Origin of the sequence: uncultured Marivirga sp., assembly GCF_963974845.1 — a bacterium.
GTDB lineage: Bacteria > Bacteroidota > Bacteroidia > Cytophagales > Cyclobacteriaceae > Marivirga > Marivirga harenae.
Genome location: NZ_CAXBEQ010000002.1, coordinates 699,150 through 723,958 on the forward strand (window position 1 = coordinate 699,150; position 24,809 = coordinate 723,958).

At 37.8% G+C, this 24,809-nt stretch carries 17 protein-coding genes; 6 read left to right on the forward strand and 11 right to left on the reverse strand.

Annotated features, from left to right (window positions below; translation table 11 throughout):
* Positions 1 to 170: 170 nt before the first annotated feature.
* Both AAC601_RS07505 and AAC601_RS07510 read right to left on the reverse strand, forming a co-directional pair.
* The gene (locus AAC601_RS07505) at positions 171 to 2,696 is read right to left on the reverse strand and encodes an FtsX-like permease family protein (RefSeq protein ID WP_303271356.1); all 2,526 of its coding nucleotides are present in this window, start codon (positions 2,694 to 2,696) and stop codon (positions 171 to 173) included.
* A 10-nt stretch (positions 2,697 to 2,706) separates the two neighbouring features.
* Complete coding sequence (locus tag AAC601_RS07510; RefSeq protein WP_303271357.1) at positions 2,707 to 3,405, reverse strand: ABC transporter ATP-binding protein; 699 nt, start codon at positions 3,403 to 3,405, stop codon at positions 2,707 to 2,709.
* A gap of 167 nt (positions 3,406 to 3,572) precedes the next feature.
* Here AAC601_RS07510 and AAC601_RS07515 point away from each other — a divergent pair, with 167 nt between their 5' ends.
* Both AAC601_RS07515 and AAC601_RS07520 read left to right on the forward strand, forming a co-directional pair.
* Complete coding sequence (locus AAC601_RS07515) at positions 3,573 to 5,483, forward strand: CocE/NonD family hydrolase (RefSeq protein WP_303271358.1); 1,911 nt, start codon at positions 3,573 to 3,575, stop codon at positions 5,481 to 5,483.
* Positions 5,484 to 5,604: 121 nt separating this feature from the next.
* Entirely contained in the window at positions 5,605 to 6,480 is an 876-nt protein-coding gene (locus tag AAC601_RS07520) for a cation diffusion facilitator family transporter (RefSeq protein WP_303271359.1), read from the forward strand.
* Between the two features lie 61 nt (positions 6,481 to 6,541).
* Here AAC601_RS07520 and AAC601_RS07525 read toward each other — a convergent pair whose 3' ends face one another.
* Complete coding sequence (locus AAC601_RS07525; RefSeq protein ID WP_303271360.1) at positions 6,542 to 8,773, reverse strand: M1 family metallopeptidase; 2,232 nt, start codon at positions 8,771 to 8,773, stop codon at positions 6,542 to 6,544.
* 158 nt (positions 8,774 to 8,931) lie between these two features.
* On the opposite strand from AAC601_RS07525, the gene AAC601_RS07530 reads away from it, so the two are divergent.
* The 3 genes from AAC601_RS07530 to AAC601_RS07540 all read left to right on the forward strand — a co-directional run bounded on the left by AAC601_RS07530 (position 8,932) and on the right by AAC601_RS07540 (position 12,842).
* Entirely contained in the window at positions 8,932 to 11,268 is a 2,337-nt protein-coding gene (locus AAC601_RS07530; protein WP_303271361.1) for a TonB-dependent receptor, read from the forward strand.
* Positions 11,269 to 11,286: 18 nt separating this feature from the next.
* Positions 11,287 to 11,853 (forward strand): hypothetical protein, encoded by a 567-nt coding sequence (locus AAC601_RS07535; protein ID WP_340152926.1) that lies wholly within the window; start codon positions 11,287 to 11,289, stop codon positions 11,851 to 11,853.
* A gap of 140 nt (positions 11,854 to 11,993) precedes the next feature.
* Positions 11,994 to 12,842 carry a carboxypeptidase-like regulatory domain-containing protein gene (locus tag AAC601_RS07540; protein WP_340152927.1) on the forward strand — a complete coding sequence of 283 codons (849 nt, stop codon included), beginning with the start codon at positions 11,994 to 11,996 and terminating at the stop codon, positions 12,840 to 12,842.
* 9 nt (positions 12,843 to 12,851) lie between these two features.
* Here AAC601_RS07540 and AAC601_RS07545 read toward each other — a convergent pair whose 3' ends face one another.
* Positions 12,852 to 13,415: a methyltransferase domain-containing protein gene (locus tag AAC601_RS07545; protein ID WP_340152928.1), complete on the reverse strand. Its 564-nt coding sequence runs from the start codon at positions 13,413 to 13,415 to the stop codon at positions 12,852 to 12,854.
* Positions 13,416 to 13,608: 193 nt separating this feature from the next.
* Complete coding sequence (locus AAC601_RS07550) at positions 13,609 to 16,836, reverse strand: hypothetical protein (protein ID WP_340152929.1); 3,228 nt, start codon at positions 16,834 to 16,836, stop codon at positions 13,609 to 13,611.
* Between the two features lie 283 nt (positions 16,837 to 17,119).
* Here AAC601_RS07550 and AAC601_RS07555 point away from each other — a divergent pair, with 283 nt between their 5' ends.
* A complete protein-coding gene (locus AAC601_RS07555; RefSeq protein WP_303271367.1) occupies positions 17,120 to 17,755 on the forward strand; it encodes a hypothetical protein in 636 nt (211 codons plus the stop codon).
* Between the two features lie 15 nt (positions 17,756 to 17,770).
* Here the strand turns inward: AAC601_RS07555 and AAC601_RS07560 are convergent, their stop codons facing one another.
* From AAC601_RS07560 to AAC601_RS07585, 6 genes are all read right to left on the reverse strand, one after another.
* Complete coding sequence (locus AAC601_RS07560) at positions 17,771 to 18,250, reverse strand: SgcJ/EcaC family oxidoreductase (protein WP_303271368.1); 480 nt, start codon at positions 18,248 to 18,250, stop codon at positions 17,771 to 17,773.
* Between the two features lie 99 nt (positions 18,251 to 18,349).
* Complete coding sequence (locus AAC601_RS07565) at positions 18,350 to 19,135, reverse strand: hypothetical protein (RefSeq protein ID WP_303271369.1); 786 nt, start codon at positions 19,133 to 19,135, stop codon at positions 18,350 to 18,352.
* A 227-nt stretch (positions 19,136 to 19,362) separates the two neighbouring features.
* Positions 19,363 to 19,821: a hypothetical protein gene (locus AAC601_RS07570; RefSeq protein ID WP_303271370.1), complete on the reverse strand. Its 459-nt coding sequence runs from the start codon at positions 19,819 to 19,821 to the stop codon at positions 19,363 to 19,365.
* A gap of 186 nt (positions 19,822 to 20,007) precedes the next feature.
* Positions 20,008 to 23,004 carry a translation initiation factor IF-2 gene (infB, locus tag AAC601_RS07575; RefSeq protein ID WP_303271371.1) on the reverse strand — a complete coding sequence of 999 codons (2,997 nt, stop codon included), beginning with the start codon at positions 23,002 to 23,004 and terminating at the stop codon, positions 20,008 to 20,010.
* A gap of 51 nt (positions 23,005 to 23,055) precedes the next feature.
* Entirely contained in the window at positions 23,056 to 24,297 is a 1,242-nt protein-coding gene (gene nusA / locus AAC601_RS07580; RefSeq protein WP_303271372.1) for a transcription termination factor NusA, read from the reverse strand.
* A gap of 1 nt (position 24,298) precedes the next feature.
* The gene (locus tag AAC601_RS07585) at positions 24,299 to 24,772 is read right to left on the reverse strand and encodes a ribosome maturation factor RimP (RefSeq protein ID WP_340152930.1); all 474 of its coding nucleotides are present in this window, start codon (positions 24,770 to 24,772) and stop codon (positions 24,299 to 24,301) included.
* Between the last annotated feature and the right edge of the window lie 37 nt (positions 24,773 to 24,809).

Below are 24,809 nucleotides of genomic sequence, written 5' to 3' on the forward strand. Positions count from 1 at the left end.
GGTTTAAATGACTTATTGAATTCTTATTTTCTCCCCTATTCCTCGTTTTTAAGTCTTGAAGAGAACAAGTACTACATGATTTTTATGGCCAGCTGGACAAATAAATTTTGCCATGCTACTAGTGCCATTTAAACATTAGTAGCAAGCTTGAAATATTTGCAAGACAAAAACTAAACCTCTTTCCTCAATATTTCCAAAGGCGGCTTATTCACTACTGATCGGCTATTTATTAAACCTATAAATACGGTTAATGCAGTAATAGCAACATAAGTAATTAGCACGGCCAAAAGATTGGGAACAAAAACAGTTTCAAAACTAAAATAAGCCAGTCCCCAAGCAGATAAAATGGCGATGATGATGCCTGTCAAACTCGCAATACTTCCCAGAAAGAAATATTCCATAAAGTTGATACGTACGATTTGTTTTCGGCTTGCCCCTATCGTTCTCAGCAGAACAGCTTCCTGCATTCGTTGGAATTTACTGATATTTACTGCTCCAATTAATACGATCACACCGGTAATGATGCTAAAGAAAGCCATAAACTGAATCACAAAGGAAATTTTACCTAAGACTTCATCCACAGTTTTCAAGATCAAATCCAAATCAATGATGGAGATATTGGGGAACTGACTGACTACCTTTTGTTGGTATTTCGCAGAGGTTTCAACTTCTTCATAGCGCGTTAATAAGACATGGAATTTTGGTGCTTCTTCTAGAACCCCTTCCGGGAAAACTACCAAGAAGTTGGTTTGCACTCTTTGCCAATCAATCTCTCGAATGCTCCCAACATAGCATTGGATTAATGCTCCTTGCACATTAAAAGTAAGCGGATCACCCAGACCAACTTTCATATCTTCTGCTAAGCCATCTTCAAGTGAAATAAATATGGAATCACTCGGATTCTCTACTTTTCCTTTCCATTCTCCCGCTAAAAGGGTTTCCGAATCAATTAGATTGTCCCGGTAAGTTACTCGATATTCTCTTCTCAACACCCAATTTCGGACTCCTGCCGTAGTATCTTCTCTAATTGCGTCAACAGATTCTCCTTTTAAACTATGAAGTTTCATGGTGACTATCGGCACTTCTGATATGACAGGCAAACTGTCCTTTTCGGTAATATTGATTACCTCATCCACTTGATCACTCTGAATATCGAAGAGCACCATATTAGGCTGATTATCGCTACTGCTCAGTTTTACTTTATCCAATAGCAAATCTTGGCTCAACATCAGTGTAGTGATTAAGGCCGTGCCCAATCCAATGGTCACTACCAGTATTAAAGTCTGATTATTGGGTCTATATAAATTGGCCAAGCCTTGTCGGGTGGTGAATGCCGCTTTTTCTGGGAGATACTTTCTTACTGCCCAAATGATAGCTCTACTCACGCCCATCAAGATTAGGGCGGCCAATAGCAATGATGCAGTGAAAACTCCCGCTTCCTGAAGGGAATCAAGCTGTAAATAGGAGAATCCGAAAACGAAGATTATCACTAATAAATAAACAAAACGACTCGCTTTAGAGGTTTTGCCCCAGCCCAAACTTCTTAATACATTTAAAGGAGAAACTTTGCGGATCTGCAAAAGCGGAACCAATGCAAAAAGTATTGAAGCCAATAAGCCAATTAAAATCCCTTGAAAGAAAGAACTATAACTAAATGTCAATTCAATTTCAAATGGTAAAAAATCAGCAAATAATTGGGGTAAGAAATATTGGATACTGCTTCCTATCAAGGCTCCAATCACTGAGCCTATCAATCCTATGACTGCAATTTGAATGAGGAATATCCACATGCCTTGTAAAGAAGAAGCACCTAAACATCGTAGAATGGCTACTGATTTTACCTTCTCTTTTACATAAACCTGCACTGAGCTGGCCACTCCTATACAGCCCAAAAGCAGGGCAATAAATGCTGTTAAATTAAGAAATCCGGTGAGGTCAGAATAAGCGTCTCCTAATTCTTCTTTTCGCTCCTCTACATCATCAAAGCGGATTTCTTCTTTTTCCAAACGGGGTTTTAAGACCTCGTTAAAATACTTTTGATCATCAACGCCATCAGGAAATTTCACATAGAGTTTATAATTGATTCGACTTCCCTTTTGCATTAATCCGGTTTCTTCCAACCTGGAAAAGGGAATAAATACAGGCGGAGCAACTGTAGTGGTAATGGCAGATTGTCCAGGCGTTTTATTGATTTCACCTGCAATGGAAAACACATAATTTCCTATCCTAACCGAATCATCAGGGTTCATATTAAACTGCAACATCAATGATTGATCTACCAATGCTTTCTGGCTATTGTTATAGTTTTCTGCGGATTCAAAAGGAGTGGTTTCAATCGCTCCATAAAATGGATAATTGGCTTCGACTGCTCTAACATTTATGAGTCTTGTCCCGCCATTTTTTGGAAAATAGACCATACTGGCAAAAGCTCTTTCCTCAGAAAGCTGAAGGTTTTCATCTTGTAAAAACTGATAAAGAGAATCAGGAAAAGGACTCCTACTTTCTAGCTCTACATCAGCGCCTAAAAGTTCTTTGGCTTCAGAATTAATTTGCTCGGTGAGATTATCTCCAAATGAATTGATGGCTACTAAAGCCGCAATGCCGAGCACGATACTGCTCATAAACAGAAATAGACGCGAGCGATTTCTGCGACTGTCGCGCCAAGCCATTTTCAGTAACCAGTTTAAATTTTGCATGAGAATGGTTTTATGCTTCTTGAGATGTTAAGTTGGCAGAATCTTTAATCAGCTTTCCGCCTTTGAGCTGTAGTACGCGGTCAGTTCTTTTTGCCAGCTCTTGATCATGGGTCACTAAAACCAAGGTGGTGCCTAATTCTTTATTCAAATCAAAAATCAGAGCTTCAATGGTGTCGCCTGTCTCTTGATCTAAATTACCGGTTGGCTCATCGGCAAATAAGATTTTTGGTTGGTTGGCAAATGCTCTTGCAATGGATACCCTTTGCTGTTCTCCACCTGAAAGTTGAGAGGCATAATGATGCATTCGATCTCCCAAGCCTACTTTTTCTAGTAAATCTACTGCTATGGGTTTTACATTTTTCTTTCCCAATAGTTCCAACGGAACCATCACATTTTCCAAAGCTGTGAGAGTGGGCAGTAAATTAAAGCTTTGAAAAATAAATCCGACAGAAGCATTTCGAACAGCCGCTCTTTCATCTTCCGTAAGTTTTTCCAACTGTTTTCCATCAAGTGTAACAGAACCCGATCCTGCTTCATCTAGTCCCGCGCATAGTCCTAATAAGGTAGTTTTGCCACTACCGGAAGGTCCGATTATAGCGCAACTACTGCCTGCTTTTATTTCAAAATTTATGTCTGAAAGTACGGTTAAGGACTTTTCCCCTGATTGATAGGTCTTGCTTAGATCTTGGACTGCTAAAATTTGATTCATTATGATGATTTAGTAATTCAATTAAAAGAAAACGATGGAACTTATAAACAGTTTTAGGAATGTGATAAATGGTGTGCGGGAACCATTCATCAAAATTCACCTCCCATCTTATCCATCTCAAAAACTTATTTATTAACTTATCCCTTCAAAATAAACTAATTGCAAAAATGAAAAAACATATTCTATTATTGATTGGCTTTTTCTTGTTTTTGAATCCTAGTCTTTGGGCACAGGAAGAGGAAAGCACCTACGTTAAAGATAACTATGATAAAGAAGAAGTGTACATCCCTATGCGAGATGGCACTCGACTTTATACGGCCATTTACACTCCGAAAGAAAAGGGGAAGCATCCGATTATGATGCAAAGAACCTGTTACAGTATTGCACCTTATGGAGCAGATCAGTACAAACGGTCTTTGGGGCCTTCTAAATACTTAATGGAAGATAAATTTATTTTTGTTTATCAAGATGTGAGAGGCAGATGGATGTCAGAGGGGAAATTCACTAACATGACCCCCAACATTCCCGGCAATAAGCATAAAAAAGAAGCGGATGAAAGCTCTGATACTTACGATACTATTGAATGGTTATTGAAACACTTGAAAGGTAAAACCAATGGTAATGTGGGTCAATGGGGAATTAGTTACCCAGGGTTCTATACTGCAGCGGCTTTACCAGATGCTCATCCAGCTTTGAAAGCAAGTTCACCTCAAGCTCCAATTGGAGATTTCTTCTTTGATGATTTCCATCACAATGGCGCTTACTTGCAGAGTTATACAGCCGCATATCCTGTTTTCGGTTACCAAACAGACGGACCAACAAAAGAATCATGGTATAATGAAGCTTTTGCCAGAATGAGAACAGCCAATGCAATTGATGGTTATGATTATCACTTAGACATGGGTCCATTAAAAAATATTACTGAAAAACTTCATTTCGATAATGAGTTTTGGGAGCAAACCGTAGAGCATCCTAATTACGATGAATTTTGGCAAAAAAGAAGTATTATTCCCCACTTAGATGATATTGATCATGCAGTTATGACTGTAGGCGGGTGGTTTGATGCAGAAGACTTATACGGTCCTCTTAATATTTACAAAACCATCGAAAAAACCAGTCCTGACGCTTATAATACTATAGTTTTCGGTCCATGGAGCCATGGAGATTGGGCGAGGGAAAGAGGAATTCAAGCCGTAAATCATATTTATTTTGGCGATAGCCTCTCTACATTCTATCAAAAAGAAATTGAGCGCACTTTCTTCAATCATTTCTTAAGAGATGGCAAAGGCAAACCGGAATTACCTGAGGCTTATATGTTTGATACCGGTTTAAAAGAATGGCAAAAATTTGACGTTTGGCCGCCACAAATTCCGAAAACCACTTTAGGCTTTGCTCAAAACGGCAAGCTTTTGATTAATGATGAAGGAAGTAATGAAGATGAATTCAGCTATGTTTCTGACCCAGCTAAACCGGTTCCCTATACCTCTTTTACGGAAAGTGTAACCTTTACGCCTCGTCCATACATGACCGATGATCAGCGCCATGCTTCAAGAAGACCTGATGTGCTAGTTTGGGAATCCGATCCTTTAGACGAAGAGTTGACTTTGGCAGGTGAAATTGCCGCTAAATTAAAAGTGGCCATTTCTTCTACTGATGCAGATTTTATTGTAAAAGTAATCGATGTATATCCTGGTGATCATGAAAGCTATGAGCATAACCCAAAGAATATAGTGATGGGTAATTATCAGCAATTAGTGAGAGCAGAAGTTTTTAGAGGTAGGTTTAGAGATAGTTTTGCAGATCCAAAACCTTTTGTTCCCAATGAAGAAGACGAAGTAGAAATAGCCTTACAGGATATATTGCACACATTCAAAAAAGGGCATAAAGTAATGGTTCAAATCCATAGTACTTGGTTCCCCTATATTGACAGAAACCCTCAGAAATATGTAGAGAATATCTACAAAGCAGAGGAAGAAGATTTCATTAAGGCAACTATTACAGTGAAGGGCGATTCTAAAATTGAAATTGGTGAGTTGCAGACAACACCGCAATCCCTTCAATTGGAAATGGATAAATAATATCCTTACGAAGCAAAAACTATTGAAGCCACTTGAAAACCTTTCAAGTGGCTTCTTTTTTTGTCACAAAACTACATATGAGGTTAGCACTTCCTAATACGATTTCATATTTTTGATTTCTATGCAAAAAGAAAATAGACTTAAGTGGGTCATCTTACTCAATGTCATCATTACAGCTTCTCAAATAGTTGGAGGAATTGTAGGAAACTCTATGGCATTGATTTCCGATGCTATGCACAATTTCAGTGATGTGGCAGCTCTTGCTTTAAGTTTAGTAGCAATTATTCTGGCAAAAAAGGAAGCCACATATAGCAAATCTTTCGGATATAAAAGAGCAGAGGTCTTAGCTGCATTTGTAAATTCTGCCGTCATTATTGCCGTTGCAATTTACATCATAATAGAAAGTATTAAGCGCTTACAAATTACACAATCATTAGAAATTGATAACGATATTGTGATTTGGTTGGCAGGAGTAGCCATTATTGCAAACGGCTTAAGCGTTTGGTTTTTAGCCGCAGATGCAAAGCACAGCATGAACATGAAATCTGCCTTTTTACATTTGCTTTCAGATACTTTATTCTCTGCGGCAGTTTTGGGTGGTGGATTAGCCATGAAGTATTATGGAGTCACTTGGGTGGATGGCGTATTGTCTATTTTAATTGGGATCTATTTACTAGCTACCTCATGGCAATTACTTTGGGGTAGTACAAAAATATTGTTGCAATTTGTTCCCGAAGGTATCAACATCCCACAATTGGTAAAAGAAGTAGAAGAGCTGGAAGAAGTGAAGAACATTCATCATATTCATGTTTGGCAATTGGATGAATACACGATTCATTTGGAGGCTCACGTAGATTTACGAGAAGACTTGAATGTGAGCCAGACACATGAAATTCAACAGAATATTGAGGACTTATTGCATACTAATTTTTCAATTGGGCATATTACCCTCCAATTTGAACATGGTTTAGAAGAGAACAAAAAACTGATTCAATAAAAAAACCATCCCATAGCTATTTACCAAAGGATGGTTTTCAGTATTTACTTAAGAGTGGTTTTTACTCTCCTTTTTCTTTAAACTCGTCTAATTTTGTTTTGCTTTCTGTTTTAGGGAAAACATTGTTGGCATTATCAGTATCGGCTAATCCTCCTTCAGGATCAAAAACAAGTTTTGAAACTTCTTTATCTAAAATTAGCATTTTACGAGTTTTACCCTCATTTTTTCTCCAAATCTCAGCAGGTATGTATTTTTCTTCTGTTGTTCCGTCTTTGTATTCAATCTTGAACAGAAGAGGAGTTACCAAACCGCCTTTATTGCTTAGCGTCACTTCATAGAAGTGCTTATCAGCATATCTAGCCTTAATGGCCTCATCATCCACTTTGTTGCGGTATTCACCGTACCAAAACTCTGGAGTTTCAGAAACTGAAATATAAGCAGGCCCATCACTGAAATCTGTTTTCATTTCTTTTTCTTCTTTTTCACCCAAGTCCCCTGCTGGTGCACTGGTATTTTTCTCCATATCAGATTCATCCTGAGCGATACGGAAATACTTCACTTCATCCACACTTACATCTACATGATCGGTAGTATAGAACCAACCTCTCCAAAACCAATCCAAATCAACTGCTGATGCGTCTTCCATAGTTCGGAAGAAATCGGCTGGAGTTGGGTGTTTAAACATCCATCTTTGCGCATAGGCTTTGAAAGATTCATCAAAGAGCTCAGGCCCCATAATTGTATTTCTCAATAGATTTAAGGCAGCGGCCGGTTTTGAATAAGCATTAGGCCCTAATCGCAATACTTGCTCAGGATTGGTCATAATTGCTCTTTGCTGGTCTTTGCTACTTTTCATATAGCCTGTAACTGCTTGTGGGATATTATCAGAATAAGGTAAGTCCGGATAATATTCGAACATCACGTTTGATTCCAAAAAGGAATTAAGCCCTTCATCCATCCAGGCCCACTGACGCTCATCTGAATTCACAATCATTGGGAAATAGTTGTGTCCAATTTCGTGAACGATTACATAAGTCATGCCTAATTGAGTTCTCACTGAATACTCACCATTTTTATCAGGCCTTCCGAAGTTGAAACAAATCATGGGATACTCCATTCCAATGGAAGCAGCATGTACTGATGTTGCTTGCGGGTAAGGATAATCAAATGTTCTTTCAGAATATAATACTAAGGTATTTTTAACTGCTTTGGTAGATTCTTTTTCCCATAGTGGGTTTCCTTCTTTCGGGTAGAATGATTGCGCAAATGGTTTAGTAGATTCTAATTCTACCATTTGACCGTCCCAAATGAATTTCCTTGAGGCAGCAAAACCAAAATCTCTTACGTTTTCTGCTTTAAACTTCCAAGTCTCATATTTTGAAGACTTTTCTTTTTCATTTTTAATGGCTTCTTCTTCCGTTACAATGAAAGTTTGTTCTGTTGATTTTAAAGCTTTTTCATACCTTTTCGCCTGATCTTTTGTTAAAACTTCTTTCGGGTTTTGAACCATTCCTGTAGCCCCAACAATAAAATCATCTGGCACCGTGATTTCTACATCATAATCTCCAAAAGTAAGGGCAAACTCACCAGAACCTAAGAATTGTTTGTTTTGCCATCCTTCAACATCATTGTAAACCGCCATACGTGGGAAGAATTGTGCGATGGTATAAAGAGCATTTCCGTCTTCTTCGAAATACTCATATCCACTTCTCCCGCCACCTTTCATTCTGTCATTTACATAATAATTCCAGTCAACGGAAAAGCTAATGTTTTCACCTGCTTTTAATGTTTGAGGTAAACGGATTTTCATCATGGTTTTTTGTACCAGATAGTCCATTTTGTCACCATCAGCATTTTTAACTGATTCAATATTGAATCCACCAGGGAAATCGTAAGAATTACCTCCATTGGCAACATATTGCTCTAAATATTTTCCGGGAATAGTATCGTTAAAAAAAGTAGCTGTTCCAACTAATTCACTATCTGATCCTTCAGCTCTCATATTTTGGTCTAATTGCAACCATAAATAGTTTAAAGGATGTGGAGATTGGTTATAGTAAGTGATGGTTTCAGAACCCGTAATCTTGTTGGCCGACTCATCCAATTTCACCTTGATCGTGTAATCGGCTTTTTGTTGCCAATAATTTTCTCCTGGAGCACCTGAGGCAGTTCTGTACGAATTAGGGGTTGGCAACATACTACCCAATTGTTCAAAACGCTCTTTGTATTCTTGCTCTTGTGCCACTGTAAAAAATGGTGCACAAATCAGCATCATGATTAATAATTTCTTCATAATTCTCTAAATGTTAGCTAAAAATATACCCAATACTACTAAAAAATTGCGTGTCATCCATTTTTGCCATTTCAAAATTACACCAAAGGGCGAAAGAATTTTTCAAAGGGGCTTTTTATTAACGCAACTTTTATATATTTGCAACAATGTTGCGTTTAATGAAATTATTACTTTACATTTATTTAGTTGCCTTCTCAACGGTAGGCTTTGCTCAAGAAAACTGTATGGTTTCCTTTTCTGGACAAGTACTATCTGAAGTGGAACATGTTCCTGTGCCTTTTGCCAGTATTTACATCTCTGAACTGAACGAAGGAGTTCAAACCAACGAAGAAGGGTTCTTCACAATTCAGCTTCCGTGTCATGATAAGTACGAGCTTATTATCAGCCAAGTTGAATATCAAAAAGCAAGTACGTATATATCAGTTGAAATTGAAGATTTAAAGCAAACCTTTTATCTAGAATCAAAAAACAATATCCTCTCAGCGGTCAGCGTTCACTCGCATAAAAGAGAAGAAGTACTCTTAAGTAATGTAGAAAGTGTGCTTTCTGCAAGAGAATTAAAGAAATTAAAGGGGAAATCGCTCTCCGAATCAGTAAGTACTTTACCTGGGGTATACAATATTAAAACAGGACCAGGCATAAATAAACCGATGATTCATGGTTTATATGGAAGTAGGATCCAGGTAGTCAATAATGAGGTTTCTCAAATGGGTCAGCAATGGGGGGTAGATCATGCACCAGAAATTGATCCTTTTGTAGCATCTAGAATAACAGTTGTAAAAGGAGCTTCCTCCGTAAAATATGGGCCTAGAGCGATAGGCGGAGCTTTGTTGTTGGAACCGGAGCCACTGGTGCCAGATTCCGTGTTGCATGGAAGTTTAGATTTAGTAGGGTTTACAAACGGAAGAGGAGGCATTGGTTCTGCAATGCTATCGGGAAGTTTTCTATTAAACGAGGAAGAATCCATCAATTGGAGATTACAATCCTCGGCAAAAAAATCAGGAGATCAACATGCGGCCAATTATAATTTAACTAATACGGGTAGCGAGGAATTAAATTTTTCAGCTGCTGCTAATTATATCAAGAATGATTTACAAGCAGACCTCTTTTATAGCAGGTTCTCAACTGAAATAGGGATATTAAGAGGAGCACACATTGGCAATGTTGATAATTTCTTTGAAGCCTTAGATAAACGGCCACCATTCTTTACAGAAGATTTTTCCTATGAAATCAACAATCCTAAGCAAAATGTTGTCCACCAATTATTGAAAGCAAAAATCCATTTAGACCGCTCAGATTATGGAGACTTCGATTTTATTTATGCTTTTCAACAAAATGCCAGACAAGAATTTGATATTCGAAGGGGCGGAAGGAGCGATAAGGCATCTGTTGATCTACAACTAGACAGCCATGTTGCCAAGCTTCTTTTCCATCATGAACCTATTTGGGAAAACTTAAGCGGTGAGATTGGATTAGATTACGAATATCAAAATAATAAAAACGTGCCAGGGACAGGTACGACTCCATTAATTCCTAATTACTCCAGTTTTCAGACTGGAGCGTTTCTCAATGAATCTTGGGCAAAGGAAAATTGGAATATGGAAGCAGGTTTGCGTTTTGATGCCATTGCAATTGATGTGTTAAAATTTAATACCGAAGATGAATTAATCAACCCACAACATAAGTATAATATGTTTTCGGGCATAATTGGAGGAGGTTTTGATATTAATAGAAGCATTAAATATAAATCCAACTTAAGTTGGAGCCAGAGGGCACCAAGCATAAATGAATTGTACAGTCAAGGCTTGCACCATAGCGTGGCAGCAATAGAGGAGGGAGATGATCGACTTTCACCAGAAACTTCTATTAAATGGTTACATAGTGTGCAATTAAGCTTTAATGAAAAACTTAGGCTAAATATAGATGCTTATGCAAGCAGAATACAGAACTATATCTATTTACAACCGGAAGAGCCCAGATTAACAATTAGGGGAGCATTTCCAGTTTATCAATATAAACAGACATTAGCGGATATTTATGGAACCGATATTATAGGTAGCTATGAATTCTTCCACCATTTCACCTTAAATACAAAAGCTTCTATCATCAGGGGAAATGATATTTCAAACGAACTACCACTGATTTTTATGCCTGCAGATCGTTGGGAAAACACCCTAAACTGGAGGTTGAGTAATAAGTTGGGATTTAAAGAAATAGATCTCAGTTTAAGTGGCTTAAAAGTATTTGAGCAGTTTAGGGCACCGGTTACCGAAACAGAGGCTTACGAACAAGCGACTGTTCCTGTACCGGAGGGTTATTTCATTACGAATTTCTCTTTGGATACTACTCGAAAATTAGAGAATGCACAATTAAATATTGGCTTCAGTATTTACAATTTAATGAATACAGATTATACCGATTACCTGAACAGGCTACGGTTTTATGCAGCGGAAACCGGTAGAAATTTTGAATTACGAATCAATTACATCTTTTAACAATAAATTATATCAACAATGAAAACCCAAACACTGAGTATTTTAAGAAGTATGTTACTGCTCGTAGCCGTATTGCTATTTTCACGATGTAACACTGAAGATCCGGAACCAGAAAATGAGGAGGAGTTAATTACGACTTTGGAAATGACCTTCACCCCAGTAGCCGGAGGCAGTGATGTAGTATTTTCAGTTTTTGATGAAGATGGCGATGGCCCAATAGAGCCCGTTTATACCAATGGCACATTAGCTGCAGACACTGACTACAACGTATCTATTGAAGTCAGAAATGATGAAGAAAACGAAGACATCACAGCAGAGATCATAGAAGAGGATGAAGAGCACCAATTCTTCTTCCAAAAAAGTAATGGCTTAAACATTGAGTTTGCATATGATGATGCAGATGGAAATGGAGACCCCATTGGTTTAGCTACTATTTTTTCAACTGGTGGGGCTAGCGATGGTCAACTAGTTGTGATTTTACGACATGAGCCGGACAAATCAGCAGCTGGAGTTACAAATGGCGACCCAAGCAATGCAGGTGGTGAAACCGACATTCAAGCTACTTTTGACGTGGTAATTGAATAGACGTAACTATATTTTGGTTAGACTAGCAGTGATTCTAAAGGGTTGCTGCTTTTTTTTGACTTTAATTTTTAAATATTACTATTCCGAGTGGTTCTGAAAGTATTTTTGTTCTACTTTTAATGAATCGTAAATTTAAGAACTTGAAAACCTATAAATCTTTTATCAGTGCCTTTTTCTGCTCACTATTATTCATCCTCAGTTTTTCCACACCCGCAGTAAGCCAAAATATATATTCTGGGATCATAAAAGATAAAACTACTGAAGAGCCTCTTCCTTATGTAAATATCGGTATCGTGAAAAAGGGAGTTGGAACTGTTTCTACTTTTGAAGGAAAGTTTAGTCTCGAGCTCAACGAGTCTTATGCTACAGATACGCTACGAATTTCAAGTATAGGTTACGAAGCCAAAAACATTGTGGTAAAGGACTTCAAAAAAATACTGCAAGGCAAGTCGATCCTGTATTTGTCTCCTGAAATCACGGAACTTGACGAGGTCGTTGTGACCAATAGAAGATTGAAAAAGAAGGTCCTGGGAAATAAAACCACTTCAAAAAGTATAGTTGCGGGCTTTAGTTCCAACAAGCTAGGTAACGAGGTCGGAATATTAGTAAAGATAAAGCGAAGTCCTACATTTATTAGAAAGTTTAGCGTATCCATTGCAAATAACAATTTTGATCACCTGAAATTCAGACTTAATATGTACGATTTAGAAGATGGATTACCTGGTAAATCGCTCCTAAAAGAAAACATCATTATTGAAAGCGATGCCCAAGAGGGTGTTTTGGAAATTGACTTGGAAGACTACAATATCATAGCCCGAGACAACTTTGTAATTTCCTTGGAGTGGATAGAGGATCTGGGCGGAAAGGATGGATTGACATTCTCCGCCTCATTCTTTGGCAATGATCTGTTTGTCCGGTCAGTCAGTCAAGACTCCTGGGAAAAGATCGGAATTGTTAGCCCAGGAATGACTGTTACAGTTGAATATTAGATCACAAAGTCACTTTTCCACTGCTATCATACGATACTTTGTTTCAGATTCATGTCCGCTTTCCCGGTCCTTAAAAGTATAGACAAATTTCTGATCTGCTAACCTCCTTAACTTAGCTTGAAAATCAATCGCTTTATTTAGAATGCTAACTTTTTCCCCACTGTCTTGGATGCAGAATATGATCAAGCTTTCTGTTCGGATCTGAGAAACGATTTTCTGAACTAATGCAATCTCTTTTGCCTTGTCCTTCTTAGCAAAATGAAACATGCTGTCGAGTAAAATAATATCATAGTTTTGATACTCATCATAAGAAAAGATATCTCCTACTTTTCCTCTCAAGGGTAGGTTTTTGACTTTGGCAATTTGGTTCATTTGATCAATTCCAACCTTGGAATGATCTATTCCAGTTACATCATAACCCATTCGAGCAATGGCTATTGCATCCCTTCCTTGCCCGCAACCTAAATCCAGTACTTTCCCCTTTTTCGGATAATGAGACAAAAATTCTAGCAGTTCAGGATATGGATCTCCGAACAGGTTTTCAGTTTGATAATATTCATCGTAGGCGACCATAGATTTCATAATTTAAACTTAGCATATGACAGGCTTTATGTCCACCTACCGCCTAAAAAATTATAATGAGTTTTAAGGTGTGACTGTATAGGAACTGCTATCATAAATGTAGTAAAATAATTTCAAATCGTAAGGCACAAAAAAAACCTGCAGCGTCTCCACCACAGGCTTTCCCATCATACTAAAATGTAATTTATTCTTTTACTTCGATAGCCTGATATTCCTTAAAAAGGGAAAGGTCTAATTCGCCAATGCTTTCCTGATAGGCTTTCCAATCCTCAGCAAAGAATTTATTAAGTGCATCAATAGCAGGTTTAAGGGCTTCTTCAGCTTGTTGCTTCAATCGCTTTTGGGTATCACCTGGTCGGTCAAAGCTATCAGCTGCATAAGCGAAAGCTTGTCCGATTCTGTCATCTATAGCTGGAATTGGTGTTCTGATGATCCCTTGCTTTTCGCTAAAGTCTTCCCCTACAAATGGCTCAAATAATACTTCCAATGAATCTTTAATGGCATTACTTGCTTTTATCTGTTCCTTGAAAGCATCCTTGTCCTTCTGTTTCATCCAGTTAATGTAATGATCTACCGTTTCCTTTGCTTCCAGTACTCTTTGGCTGGCATCATAGGCTACAGCTTGCATTTGGTCAATCGATTTTAGGAAATCATAACGCGCTTGCAAATCAGATTCAGAAACTTCTAATCTCGGATCAAACTCGACCTCTAATTCAGTTGAGTCCTTCTGTTCTCCGAGATGCAAAACTAGTTTATAGGTACCCGGTAATACATCAATTCGACCTACTTCTTCAGCATCCTCTTTAGTTAACCTCCTGCTAGCAGGTCGACTGGAAGCTTCATTCATTCTCCAGTACATGCGATGTAGGCCATTTTCCTTTGGCGCTTTCTCTCTTAAAGTACGGATTACCTCACCTTCCATATTATAGATTTTAAGATGAAGAGAATCGTATTTTACTTTATCTTTGTCATCTTCCTCCTCTTGTTCTTTCTTATCTTTTTCTCCTTCTTTTTGCTCCGGTTTGTTGATCAAGTAAGTAATCATTGCATTAGAATTTCTGTTTTCGCCATTGAATAGCGCATTCGCACCAAAGCGAGATCCGCTGGGTTGCTGATTAACCGCTTGATAGGCAGTTGGCGGAGTAAACAATTTTAAAGACTGATCTAAGATGCCTTTTCCTTCTGTCGCTAATGCTCTTAATGGCCTGATATCGTCCATTACATAAATAGCTCTTCCGAAAGTACCAATGACTAAATCATGCTCACGTGGATGAATCACCATATCCCGAGTTGGAACATTCGGATAATCATTGGTCCATTTTTGCCAGTTTTGTCCTTTATTGACACTGAAATATAAACCGCCATCTGTCCCTAAGAACATCAAATTGGGTTCTTCAGGATCTTGTACTACACTCAAAGTATAAGTCCAAACATCATCTCCAGAGGTTAAATTAGTCCAACTCTTACCATAATTAGTGGTGTGAAATAAATACGGCTTGAAGTCGAAATTTCTGTAATTATTCACTACCACAAATGCCTCTCCAGCACTGTAGGTTGAAGCTTGAATTTGCGCGACCCATGATTCCGCAGGAAAGTCTTTGATTTTGGAGCTTACTTTTGTCCAGCTTTCTCCGCCATCTTGGGTCAATTGAATATTGCCGTCATCTGTTCCTACCCAAATTACTTCTTCTTTTAGAGATGATGGTGCAATAGCGGTAATCGTTGTATTATTTTCGGCACCTGTAGCATCATACGTTAAACCACCACTTTCAAATTGTTTTTGTTTTTCAGGATCATCAGTGGTCAAATCCGGTGAAATGATTTCCCATGTTTGTCCTTTATCTGTGGTTTTATGTAAAAACTGACTACCAAAATAAACAGAACTATTATCAAATGGATTTTGGGCTATGGCCGCATTCCAATTGAATCTTAACAATACATCTTTATCAGGATGTGTGGGTCTTACAATTTGATTGTTACCTGTTTCTCTATCATAGCGAACTACAAAACCTTGTTGCGATTGAGCAAATCCATATCTCGAATTGTCAGGGTCTGGCATTACATCGAAACCATCTCCAAATGCTAGTTCCTGGAAGTATGAGTTTCGAATACCCTGAGATTTCCAAACGTAAGCCGGGCCGATCCAACTACCATTATCTTGCATTCCGCCATACACATTGTACGGATAATCATTATCTACATTAATGTGGTAGAACTGACCAACAGGTAAATTTTGCACAAATCTCCAGGTTTTCCCTCCATCATAGGTGATGTTTAATCCCCCATCATTTCCATCAAGCATCATATCCGGCTTATTTGGATGTATATACCATGCGTGGTGATCAGGGTGTACACCAACTTCAGTACCGTATGCAGGCATTAATTCTTTAAATGACTTCCCGCCATCCTCACTTACATTTACATAAGTGAAGATTGTATAAACTCTGTTTTCATTGGAGGGATCAGTATACAATTCGGCATAATAGAAAGGACGATTTCCGATTTCTCCCATGTCGGAATTGATCATTTTCCATTTGTAACCGCCATCCGTTGATTTGTAAAGGGCATTCTTTTTAGATTCCACTAAGGCATAAACAGTTTTAGAATCAGCAGCTGAAATGGCTAAACCTATTCTTCCTAAGTCACCTTTTGGTAAACCATCTTCCTCCGTTAATTCCTTCCAATTTTCTCCGCCATCTACGGTCATATATAATCCAGATCCAGGCCCACCGGATGTGAAAGTCCAAGGCTTTCTTCTATGTTCCCACATAGCCGCGAATAGCTTATTCGGATTATTTGGATCCATAATCAATTCCGCAACTCCGGTTTTATTATCAACAAAAAGACTTTTGTTCCAGCTTTTGCCTCCATCGGTAGTTTTATAAACGCCTCTTTCAGGATGCTCACCCCAAGGCGAACCTATCGCCCCTACAAACACTGTGTTAGGATTTTTAGGATCAATTCTAATTCTGTGGATATTACGGGTTTTCTCCAAGCCCATCAACTTCCAGCTTTTTCCGCCATCAAGTGATTTATATAATCCATAACCTCCGTTTGAACTGTTTCTAGGATTTCCTTCTCCGGTTCCAACCCAAATCACATCGGGATTATCTTGTTGGATAGCTACAGCTCCAATAGAGAGGATTTGTTGGTCATCAAATATCGGTTTCCAGTCAACCCCACCACTTTCTGATTTCCATAGTCCACCAGAAGCGGATCCTACATACATCACTTGTGGATTATCATGCACCACATCTATAGCCGTTATACGCCCACTCATTCCGGCAGGTCCGATGCTGCGGACATCAATGCCTTTCAATTTTTTTAAATCTAATTCTTGTGCTGAGGCTGTAAAATAACAACCCATAGCAAGCAAAGTAAAAATCCATTGTTTTATAAATGATTTCCTCATATCGCGAATGTTTAATTTCCATTAATCTCGCAATAGGAAGTTTTAAATGCAAGTAGCTTTTACTTTAAGGGTTGATTTGTGATTTGAAATAATGCCAAAATTTACTTGAGGGATTGAGAATGGTTTGAATATGTTTAATGGTGCAAGTTGACGCTTGAACTAGAAATTGAAAGCTTTAGCCAGAAATAGTTACGTTTTAATTATAAGATAAATAGTGATCGATTGACAATTTCTGTATCAGGAAACAGTTAACTTAAAGTAAATAAGATTAAAACTTGAACCTATGAAAACCAGCTTAGTATTTATTTTTTTCTTGTGCTTCCCGATTATCATTAATGCACAAGCGGAACCAGAGACAAAAAAGCCTTATCAATTCGAAGGTAAGATCGGGGTAGGACTAACTGCATTTAATGTGACGGGTTATCACACGGAGAATTACCCCGCTACCGCCATTCGCTTAGGTGGTATGATCACTAGGCCTATCATCAATGATAGAATTAGGATAGGATTAGGGCTTAATTTGTTTTACCGTGATAAAAGCGAGTCACTGCTTGATGGAATTTATTATTATGGAAGAGGTTATCCTTTGCACAGATTAGATGAAACGGCTATTCAAAGACATCTCGCATTTGAATTTCCTATTAATTTTCAATATTTATTAAGTTCCAGTAGCTCCATTGCGGCTGGCTTTATGGTAAGACAGTGGGCAACGAATAAAAACGTAGATTTATTATCGTCACAAATGGAATATGGTATTATAGCAGGATTTAAGCAAAATCTTGTCATGGGAATGAGTATAGGCCTTGACGTATTTACGGGTTTTGATTTTTACAACGCTTTACTTGTAACGCCAAGTAGAGATGGTAGAATAGGGATTAACAACCATTCAATATTATTAATCGCTGGCTATGATTTTTAAGTCAGAATATTTACTTCAAGTAGATGCCTGATAATCAACTGCCTCCATATTCCCACCTTCATCAATGAAATGCGTTTCCTTGCCAGGAACGATATCAGTATTTTGAGCTGAGGCACAGCTCCATTTGCCATCCTCGCTTTGGTGTAACACAAATGTAAAAATGGTATTTCTAGCTTTTGCTTTTTTATCTTCAATATCTGTTTGGCCTTCTAAATGAATCCGGGCATTTACTACTGCTATTTTATCAGATAGATATTTGACTTTCAGCTTTCTTAAAGATAATGCTGAACCTTTAAAAATGACTATCAAGCCGTAATCATGAGCTTTAAATATAAATTCTCTATCGTGCCACCATAATCCGGTCACATTGATAAACTCTGCATCTTCATCAAAAATGGAAGCTAGCATTTTGGCATCTTTTAGATTCCAGGCTTTGACGAATGTTTTGGGGATTTCTTCGGGTTCAAATATTCTTATTTTAGATGAATTGGCCATGTAGGTTAGCGAGCCTTCTCTTTAATAGAACTAAACCGGCAGGAAACAAAAATAGCCACTCGAGGAATGGCTATTTTAATTAATTTCTACTTTTTCTAATTACTCACTAATTGCTTCTTCAGGATTTTCCACCTCTTCATCTACTTCAACGCTGTCGACCTCTTCTATGGGTTCATCTATTAATTCATCACCCTGAGTTTGAAGCTTATTAAGTTCGTTTTTTAAATCCACCATAAACTGAGAGGAAATAAATGACTCATTTTCTATAATTTCTTGAATGGCATTACTTCTTTTCTCTTCATCTTCTATTTCAAAAGCTTTTTGAGCATAGACTGCCACTGCAATGTCTACTTCATTGTCTGATAAATCAGTCCGTTTTACCCAACCGGACCAAAACCAGGTTTCACCTTGGCTTTTGCCTTTTACCTCAACCCACTCATCACGTGTGTCAATTAAAGCCATCACATCCATTGGTTTGAAACTATTATCAGTTTTAGTCAATAGATCTGGACGTTTGTATACTTGAACATCTTTTAAAGCAGTAACAGCAGTTCCTTCCTCAACAAAATCACTCACAACCCAGCCTTGCTTATCATCACCTAATCTTATTTCGACATATTCTCTGTTCTTCTCAGAGGAGTCTACAGCAGTATGTCCAGTGAGCTTTATTTTTTCTCCCAGACTGATGGAAGATACCCATTTACCTTCTGAATTAGGTTCCTCACGAACAGAAATCCCATCCCAAATGCTGACTGCATCGACCATCTCTACTGGTTTTTCTTCTTGAACTGTAGTTTCTTCTGTGTTTTTTGTTTCATTTCCTGAGCAAGACATCAATCCCATTGTTAATATTGCGCAAGCAAAAACATAGTAGTGGTTTTTCATTTTTTTGTAATATTTTGGTTTTTAAAAATTAGAACTAATGTAATTGATTTTTAAAGGCTATGAAAAAAAACGAATGAATAATTTTGAGCGGATTTGATTGCTAGGAAGTAGACACAGGTCTAGATTATAGTTACTAAATTAAGCCTGCGAAGAAGGGCTCACAGGCTTAATAAATTAGATTTTGCTTTCCGCAAGTGGATAAACTAACTCAACAAATGCCAGACCCTTTATAAAGCCTGACCATTATCCTCACAAAAAGGGGAGTTTGGATATTGATCACAGAAATTGTTACATCCACCATAGCTACCGTTTGCAGTACCACTTAAAGTATAGCTATTGTTGCAATTATCAGTAACAGTGAAGGATAAATAAGTTTGACCAGAAAAGGAACTTGTTTTGATGTAAATATACTCTCCGGCCTGTCTGGTTATAGTAGCACCACTAATTTGCCAGCTATAGGGTGCATTTCCACCACTAACCTGTAATTCAAGATTTGTAGCTGGGCAAGTTCTGTTATTAGAATCCCAGTTTGGACTTAATACAGTAATATCAGGATTACTTTGGCAGCTTGGTGAAAAATTGAAATCGGATTTGCTCGTTTTGTCAAATTCATTTCCCAAATCGCAAGAAGCAAAAGTGACGGTTAGAAAAAAAGCAAATGCAAAATTTTTGAATAGGGACTTCATAAGGTTTTAAATTTTGGTTAAACATAAAATAAACTTAATTAAATTTATTAAAGATAACAACTAATAAATTAAGAATAATAAGTTCTTTGGAGAATTTAAGGGCTCTTGGAGATGGTAAGTATTCAACAAAAAAGCCGATTAAATTTTCATCTAATCGGCTTTAAATTTTATGGTTTAACTTTGAGTTTACTTCAAAGTCCTTTTTACTTCTCTTTCTTCGAAACCTTCAATTACATCTCCTTCTTTAATATCATTATAACCTTTGATGCTGATACCACATTCATATCCTTTCTTCACTTCCTGAACATCATCTTTGAAACGTTTTAATTGATCAATCTCACCTTCGTATTTCACGATACCTTCACGGATCAATCTGATTTTATTATTACGTTTAACATAGCCGTCAGTTACCATACAACCAGCAACAGTACCTATTTTGGATATTTTGAATATTTCTCTAACTTCAATATTACCGGTGATGATTTCTTCAGTAGTTGGTGCCAACATACCTTCCATCGCATCTTTTAACTCATTAATAGCATCATAGATAATAGAGTATAATCTGATTTCTATTTCTTCATTATCAGCTAATCTTCGCGCATTTTGTGAAGGCCTCACTTGGAAACCTAAAATAATAGCATCAGAAGCTGAAGCGAGCAATACATCCGATTCTGAAATTGGACCCACTGCTTTATGGATTATGTTCACCTGAATTTCCTCAGTAGATAGCTTCAGTAGGGAATCGGATAAGGCTTCAATAGAACCATCCACATCACCTTTGATGATTACATTTAATTCCTTAAATGAACCAATTGCCAATCTACGACCAATCTCATCAAGCGTAATATGCTTCTTAGTTCGCATACTTTGCTCTCTCTGGATTTGCTCTCTTTTGTTAGCAATATCTCTTGCTTCACGATCGCTGTCCATTACATTAAAACGATCTCCTGCTTGCGGTGCTCCATCCAAACCTAGCATAAGCACAGGAGTAGAAGGACCTGCCTCACTAACTTTCTGTCCTTTGTGGTCAAACATGGCTTTCACTTTACCATAATGAGCACCAGCCAACAATACATCACCAACTTTCAATGTACCTGCCTGCACCATAATAGTGGTAACATACCCTCTACCTTTATCAAGTTCAGCTTCAACAACTGTACCTACAGCAGATTTTTTAGCATTTGCTTTTAGCTCCAATACTTCTGCTTCTAATAATACTTTTTCAAGTAAGTCTTCCACACCTGCACCAGTTTTTGCCGATACTTCTTGGCACTGATATTTACCACCCCAGTCTTCTACTAGAATGTTTATGGCCGATAATTGTTCTTTAATCTTATCAGGATTGGAATTCGGCTTATCCACTTTATTGATGGCAATCACCATTGGAACTCCTGCAACCTGTGCGTGATTGATTGCTTCTTTTGTTTGAGGCATCACGGCATCGTCTGCTGCAATTACAATAATTGCAACATCAGTGATTTTAGCACCTCTTGCCCGCATCGCTGTAAATGCCTCGTGACCTGGCGTATCCAAGAAGGCTACTTTTTTGCCAGACTCAGTCATCACATCATAAGCACCAATATGCTGAGTTATTCCACCAGCCTCACCAGCAGTTACTTTTGATTCACGAATAAAATCCAATAGTGAAGTTTTACCGTGGTCAACGTGACCCATAATCGTAACAATAGGGGCTCTATCTTTTAAATCTTCAGGAGCATCTTGTTCTTCAATTACCTCAGTTTCATCATCTGCTTCAGTGAATTTCACATCAAAGCCAAACTCATCTGCAATAATGGTAATTGTTTCAGCATCTAACCGTTGGTTAATGGATGCGAAAATTCCCAGATTCATACATTTAGCAATCACATCATTTACGCTTACATCCATTAAAGATGCTAAGTCATTAGCTGAAATAAATTCAGTTGTTTTTAACAACTTGGAATCTTGTTCTTGCTGTTGCAAGTCATCTTCTCTTTTATCAGCCTGAGTTTGACGCTTTTCTTTTCTATATTTTGAGCGATTACCACTAGCACCTGGCGTTTTGCCGCTCAAGCGGGCCATGGTTTGTTTGATTTGCTCTTGAATTTCCTTTTCAGTAGGCTCGGCTTTTTCTACTCTTCCTTTTCTACCTCTGTTTCTATCATTTCCTCCACCTCTATTTGGTCCTTGCTGACCTGGTCCTCTACTTTGACCCGGTGTACCTCCAGGCTTTGAATCTTGAGGTTTGCCTGCAATCCTTTTTCTTGGTCGTTTTCCTCTTCTTGCTTCTTTTTTATCATCAGATGAAGCAACCGGTTTAACACCTTTCTTTCCTTTTCTTTCCTTTTCTTTAGGTAAATCAATCTTACCTAAAACGGTCAATCCTTTCAAAGAATCTGCTCTTGCAGCAATAGTAGAATCTGCTGGTTTTTCTTCTTTTAAAGGAAGTTTCTCAGCTTTCTTCTCCTCATCTGATTTTTCAGCTTTCGGTGCTTCCTCTTTCTTCGGTTCAGCTTTAGCTTTTTCCTCCGTCTTCTCTTCTTCTTTTGGTTTTTCAGCCTTAGGAGCTTCCTCTTTTTTGGCTTCTACATTGCCTTCTTTAGGCTTGGCAGCCTCGTCTTTTTTCTCTTCTTTCTCCTCAACTTTCCCCTTTGGCGCTTCTTCAGCTTTTTTCTTTTCCGCTACAGGTTCTTCTTCTTTTTTAGATTGATCTGCGGGTTTTGGAGAATCTTGCTTCTTCCCTTTCTTGTGTTCGTCTAAATCAATTTTTCCTAAAACTTTAGGTCCAGATAATTTGGCGCTTTCAGACTTATAGACGTCATCCTTTGTTTCTTCTTTTTTGCTAGAAGTATCTTCCTCTGTTTTCTTCTGTTCAGAAGAGGGTTTTTCTTTAGACTCACCTGCATTTTTAATCAGGACTTTATCTTCATCGTCATTTCTGTCATCAGCATTGTCAGCATCAGAATCGATGACTACATTGCTATTATGCTTTTTACCAATAGACAGGCTGGATGCTTCCTCCTTCTCTTGAGCAGAGGAGGCAAACTCTTTAGCGAGCATTCCAAATTGCTCTTCTGAAATTTTTGAGTTTGGTTTACTATCAACCTCATAACCTTTTTTACCCAAGAATTCCGTGATTGTAGATAAACCTACATTCAATTTTCTTGCCGCAAGGCTGAGTCGCATCATTTTTTCTTCTGACATAAATGCTTTGTATTCTCCTAAAAAATTATTGAACCTGAGTAATAAAAATGATTACTCAAATTCCTGACTGAATATTTTAAATATTTCGTCAATTGTTTCTTCTTCTAAGTCAGTCATTCTAACCAACTCTTCTCTTCCTAATTCCAACACTCTTTTGGCAGTGTCAAGACCTACTTTCTTCAATTCTTCAATAACCCAATCTTCCAATACGTCATTGAATTCATCAATCAACACATCTTCCTCTTCAGCATCAGTTAATTCACGGAATACATCTATTTCCATGCCTACTAATTTACTTGCCAATTTGATGTTTTGACCTCCCTTACCAATTGCTAAAGAGACCTGATCAGGCTTCAAATATACAGAAACTCGTTTATTCTCTTCATCAATTTTCATAGAACTTAATTTTGCAGGGCTCAAAGCACGCTGAATATAAAGCTCCATGTTTTCAGTAAAATTAATTACGTCAATATTTTCGTTTTGCAATTCACGAACTATACTGTGAATTCTGGATCCTTTCATTCCCACACAAGCACCAACGGGATCAATTCTATCATCATAAGATTCAACTGCAACTTTCGCCCGTTCTCCCGGCTCCCTTACAATTTTCTTAATATTGATGATTTCATCATAAATTTCAGGTACTTCTTGCTCAAACAAACGCTCTAAGAAGACAGGTGATGTTCTCGAAAGTACAATTTTTGGATTGCCATTCTGCATCTCTACCCTATGAACTACAGCGCGAACTGAATCACCTTTTCTAAATCTATCTTTAGGAATTTGCTCTGACTTCAGCAATACAAGCTCATTTCCTTCTGCATCCGTCAGTAATATCTCGCGACTGAGAATTTGGTAGACTTCACCTGTGATTATTTCACCAACAAGCTCACTGTATTTATTGAATAAAATATCCTTCTCAAGGTCTTTTACCTTTTGAATTAAAGTTTGACGAGCAGTAGTCACCGCTCTTCTGCCGAAATGCTCTAATTCTACCTCTTCGGCAACTTCTTCACCGATTTCGAAATCAGGCTCAATTTTCCTAGCTTCAGTCAAACTGATCTTATCATGATCCCAAATATCCTCTGAATTATCATCCACAATTTCGCGGAAACGCCAGATCTCAAGGTCACCCTTGTCTGCGTTTATAATAATATCAAAGTTATCGTCCGTTTCGTATTTTTTACGAATCATGGTTTTAAACACATCCTCCAGGATGCGAATCATGGTTGGACGGTCGATATTTTTTTGCCTTGCAAAATCGGCAAACGATTCTATTAGATTTAATGTGTCCATGTTACTTAAATGAAACCAAGACTTTTGTTTTGTCTATATTTTCGAAGGAAACTTTCGTTTCTTCCAACTTTATTTTCTTTTTACCTTTTTCCTTTATTTCCTGATTTACAAGAATAAAGCCATCTTTTGCTTCCAAAAGTTCTCCTCGAATGGATTTTCCATCTGTAGTATCCACCTTAACTTTCCGACCAATATTTTTTAAATATTGCCTTTGATTAGCTAAGGGATGATCCAATCCCGGTGAAGAAACCTCCAATACATAAGCTTTCTCCAACAGCTCGTCTTCCTCCATTCGATGTGCCAATTGACGGCTTACACTAGCGCAGTAGTCAATTGAAATACCATTATCTCCGTCAAGTAGTACAACAATTTTCAATTTATCGTTTCCACTAATCACAATATCCACAATAAAATATTCTGGCTCTGCAATTATTTCTTCTAAATAAGCTCTTACTTTATCCTCTAAACCTATCATCCTACGATAAAAAAGAGGGGACTTAAAAGCCCCCTCG

Bases quoted from the DNA above. Each gene is read 5' to 3' on its own strand.
- AAC601_RS07555 (WP_303271367.1), top strand. From the start codon at position 17,120: ATGAAAACCAGCTTAGTATTTATTTTTTTCTTGTGCTTCCCGATTATC.
- AAC601_RS07570 (WP_303271370.1), bottom strand. From the start codon at position 19,821: ATGAAGTCCCTATTCAAAAATTTTGCATTTGCTTTTTTTCTAACCGTC.
- AAC601_RS07515 (WP_303271358.1), top strand. From the start codon at position 3,573: ATGAAAAAACATATTCTATTATTGATTGGCTTTTTCTTGTTTTTGAAT.
- AAC601_RS07545 (WP_340152928.1), bottom strand. From the start codon at position 13,415: ATGGTCGCCTACGATGAATATTATCAAACTGAAAACCTGTTCGGAGAT.
- AAC601_RS07525 (WP_303271360.1), bottom strand. From the start codon at position 8,773: ATGAAGAAATTATTAATCATGATGCTGATTTGTGCACCATTTTTTACA.
- AAC601_RS07505 (WP_303271356.1), bottom strand. From the start codon at position 2,696: ATGCAAAATTTAAACTGGTTACTGAAAATGGCTTGGCGCGACAGTCGC.
- infB (WP_303271371.1), bottom strand. From the start codon at position 23,004: ATGTCAGAAGAAAAAATGATGCGACTCAGCCTTGCGGCAAGAAAATTG.
- AAC601_RS07550 (WP_340152929.1), bottom strand. From the start codon at position 16,836: ATGAGGAAATCATTTATAAAACAATGGATTTTTACTTTGCTTGCTATG.
- AAC601_RS07520 (WP_303271359.1), top strand. From the start codon at position 5,605: ATGCAAAAAGAAAATAGACTTAAGTGGGTCATCTTACTCAATGTCATC.
- AAC601_RS07535 (WP_340152926.1), top strand. From the start codon at position 11,287: ATGAAAACCCAAACACTGAGTATTTTAAGAAGTATGTTACTGCTCGTA.
- AAC601_RS07560 (WP_303271368.1), bottom strand. From the start codon at position 18,250: ATGGCCAATTCATCTAAAATAAGAATATTTGAACCCGAAGAAATCCCC.
- AAC601_RS07510 (WP_303271357.1), bottom strand. From the start codon at position 3,405: ATGAATCAAATTTTAGCAGTCCAAGATCTAAGCAAGACCTATCAATCA.
- AAC601_RS07585 (WP_340152930.1), bottom strand. From the start codon at position 24,772: ATGATAGGTTTAGAGGATAAAGTAAGAGCTTATTTAGAAGAAATAATT.
- AAC601_RS07565 (WP_303271369.1), bottom strand. From the start codon at position 19,135: ATGAAAAACCACTACTATGTTTTTGCTTGCGCAATATTAACAATGGGA.
- nusA (WP_303271372.1), bottom strand. From the start codon at position 24,297: ATGGACACATTAAATCTAATAGAATCGTTTGCCGATTTTGCAAGGCAA.
- AAC601_RS07530 (WP_303271361.1), top strand. From the start codon at position 8,932: ATGAAATTATTACTTTACATTTATTTAGTTGCCTTCTCAACGGTAGGC.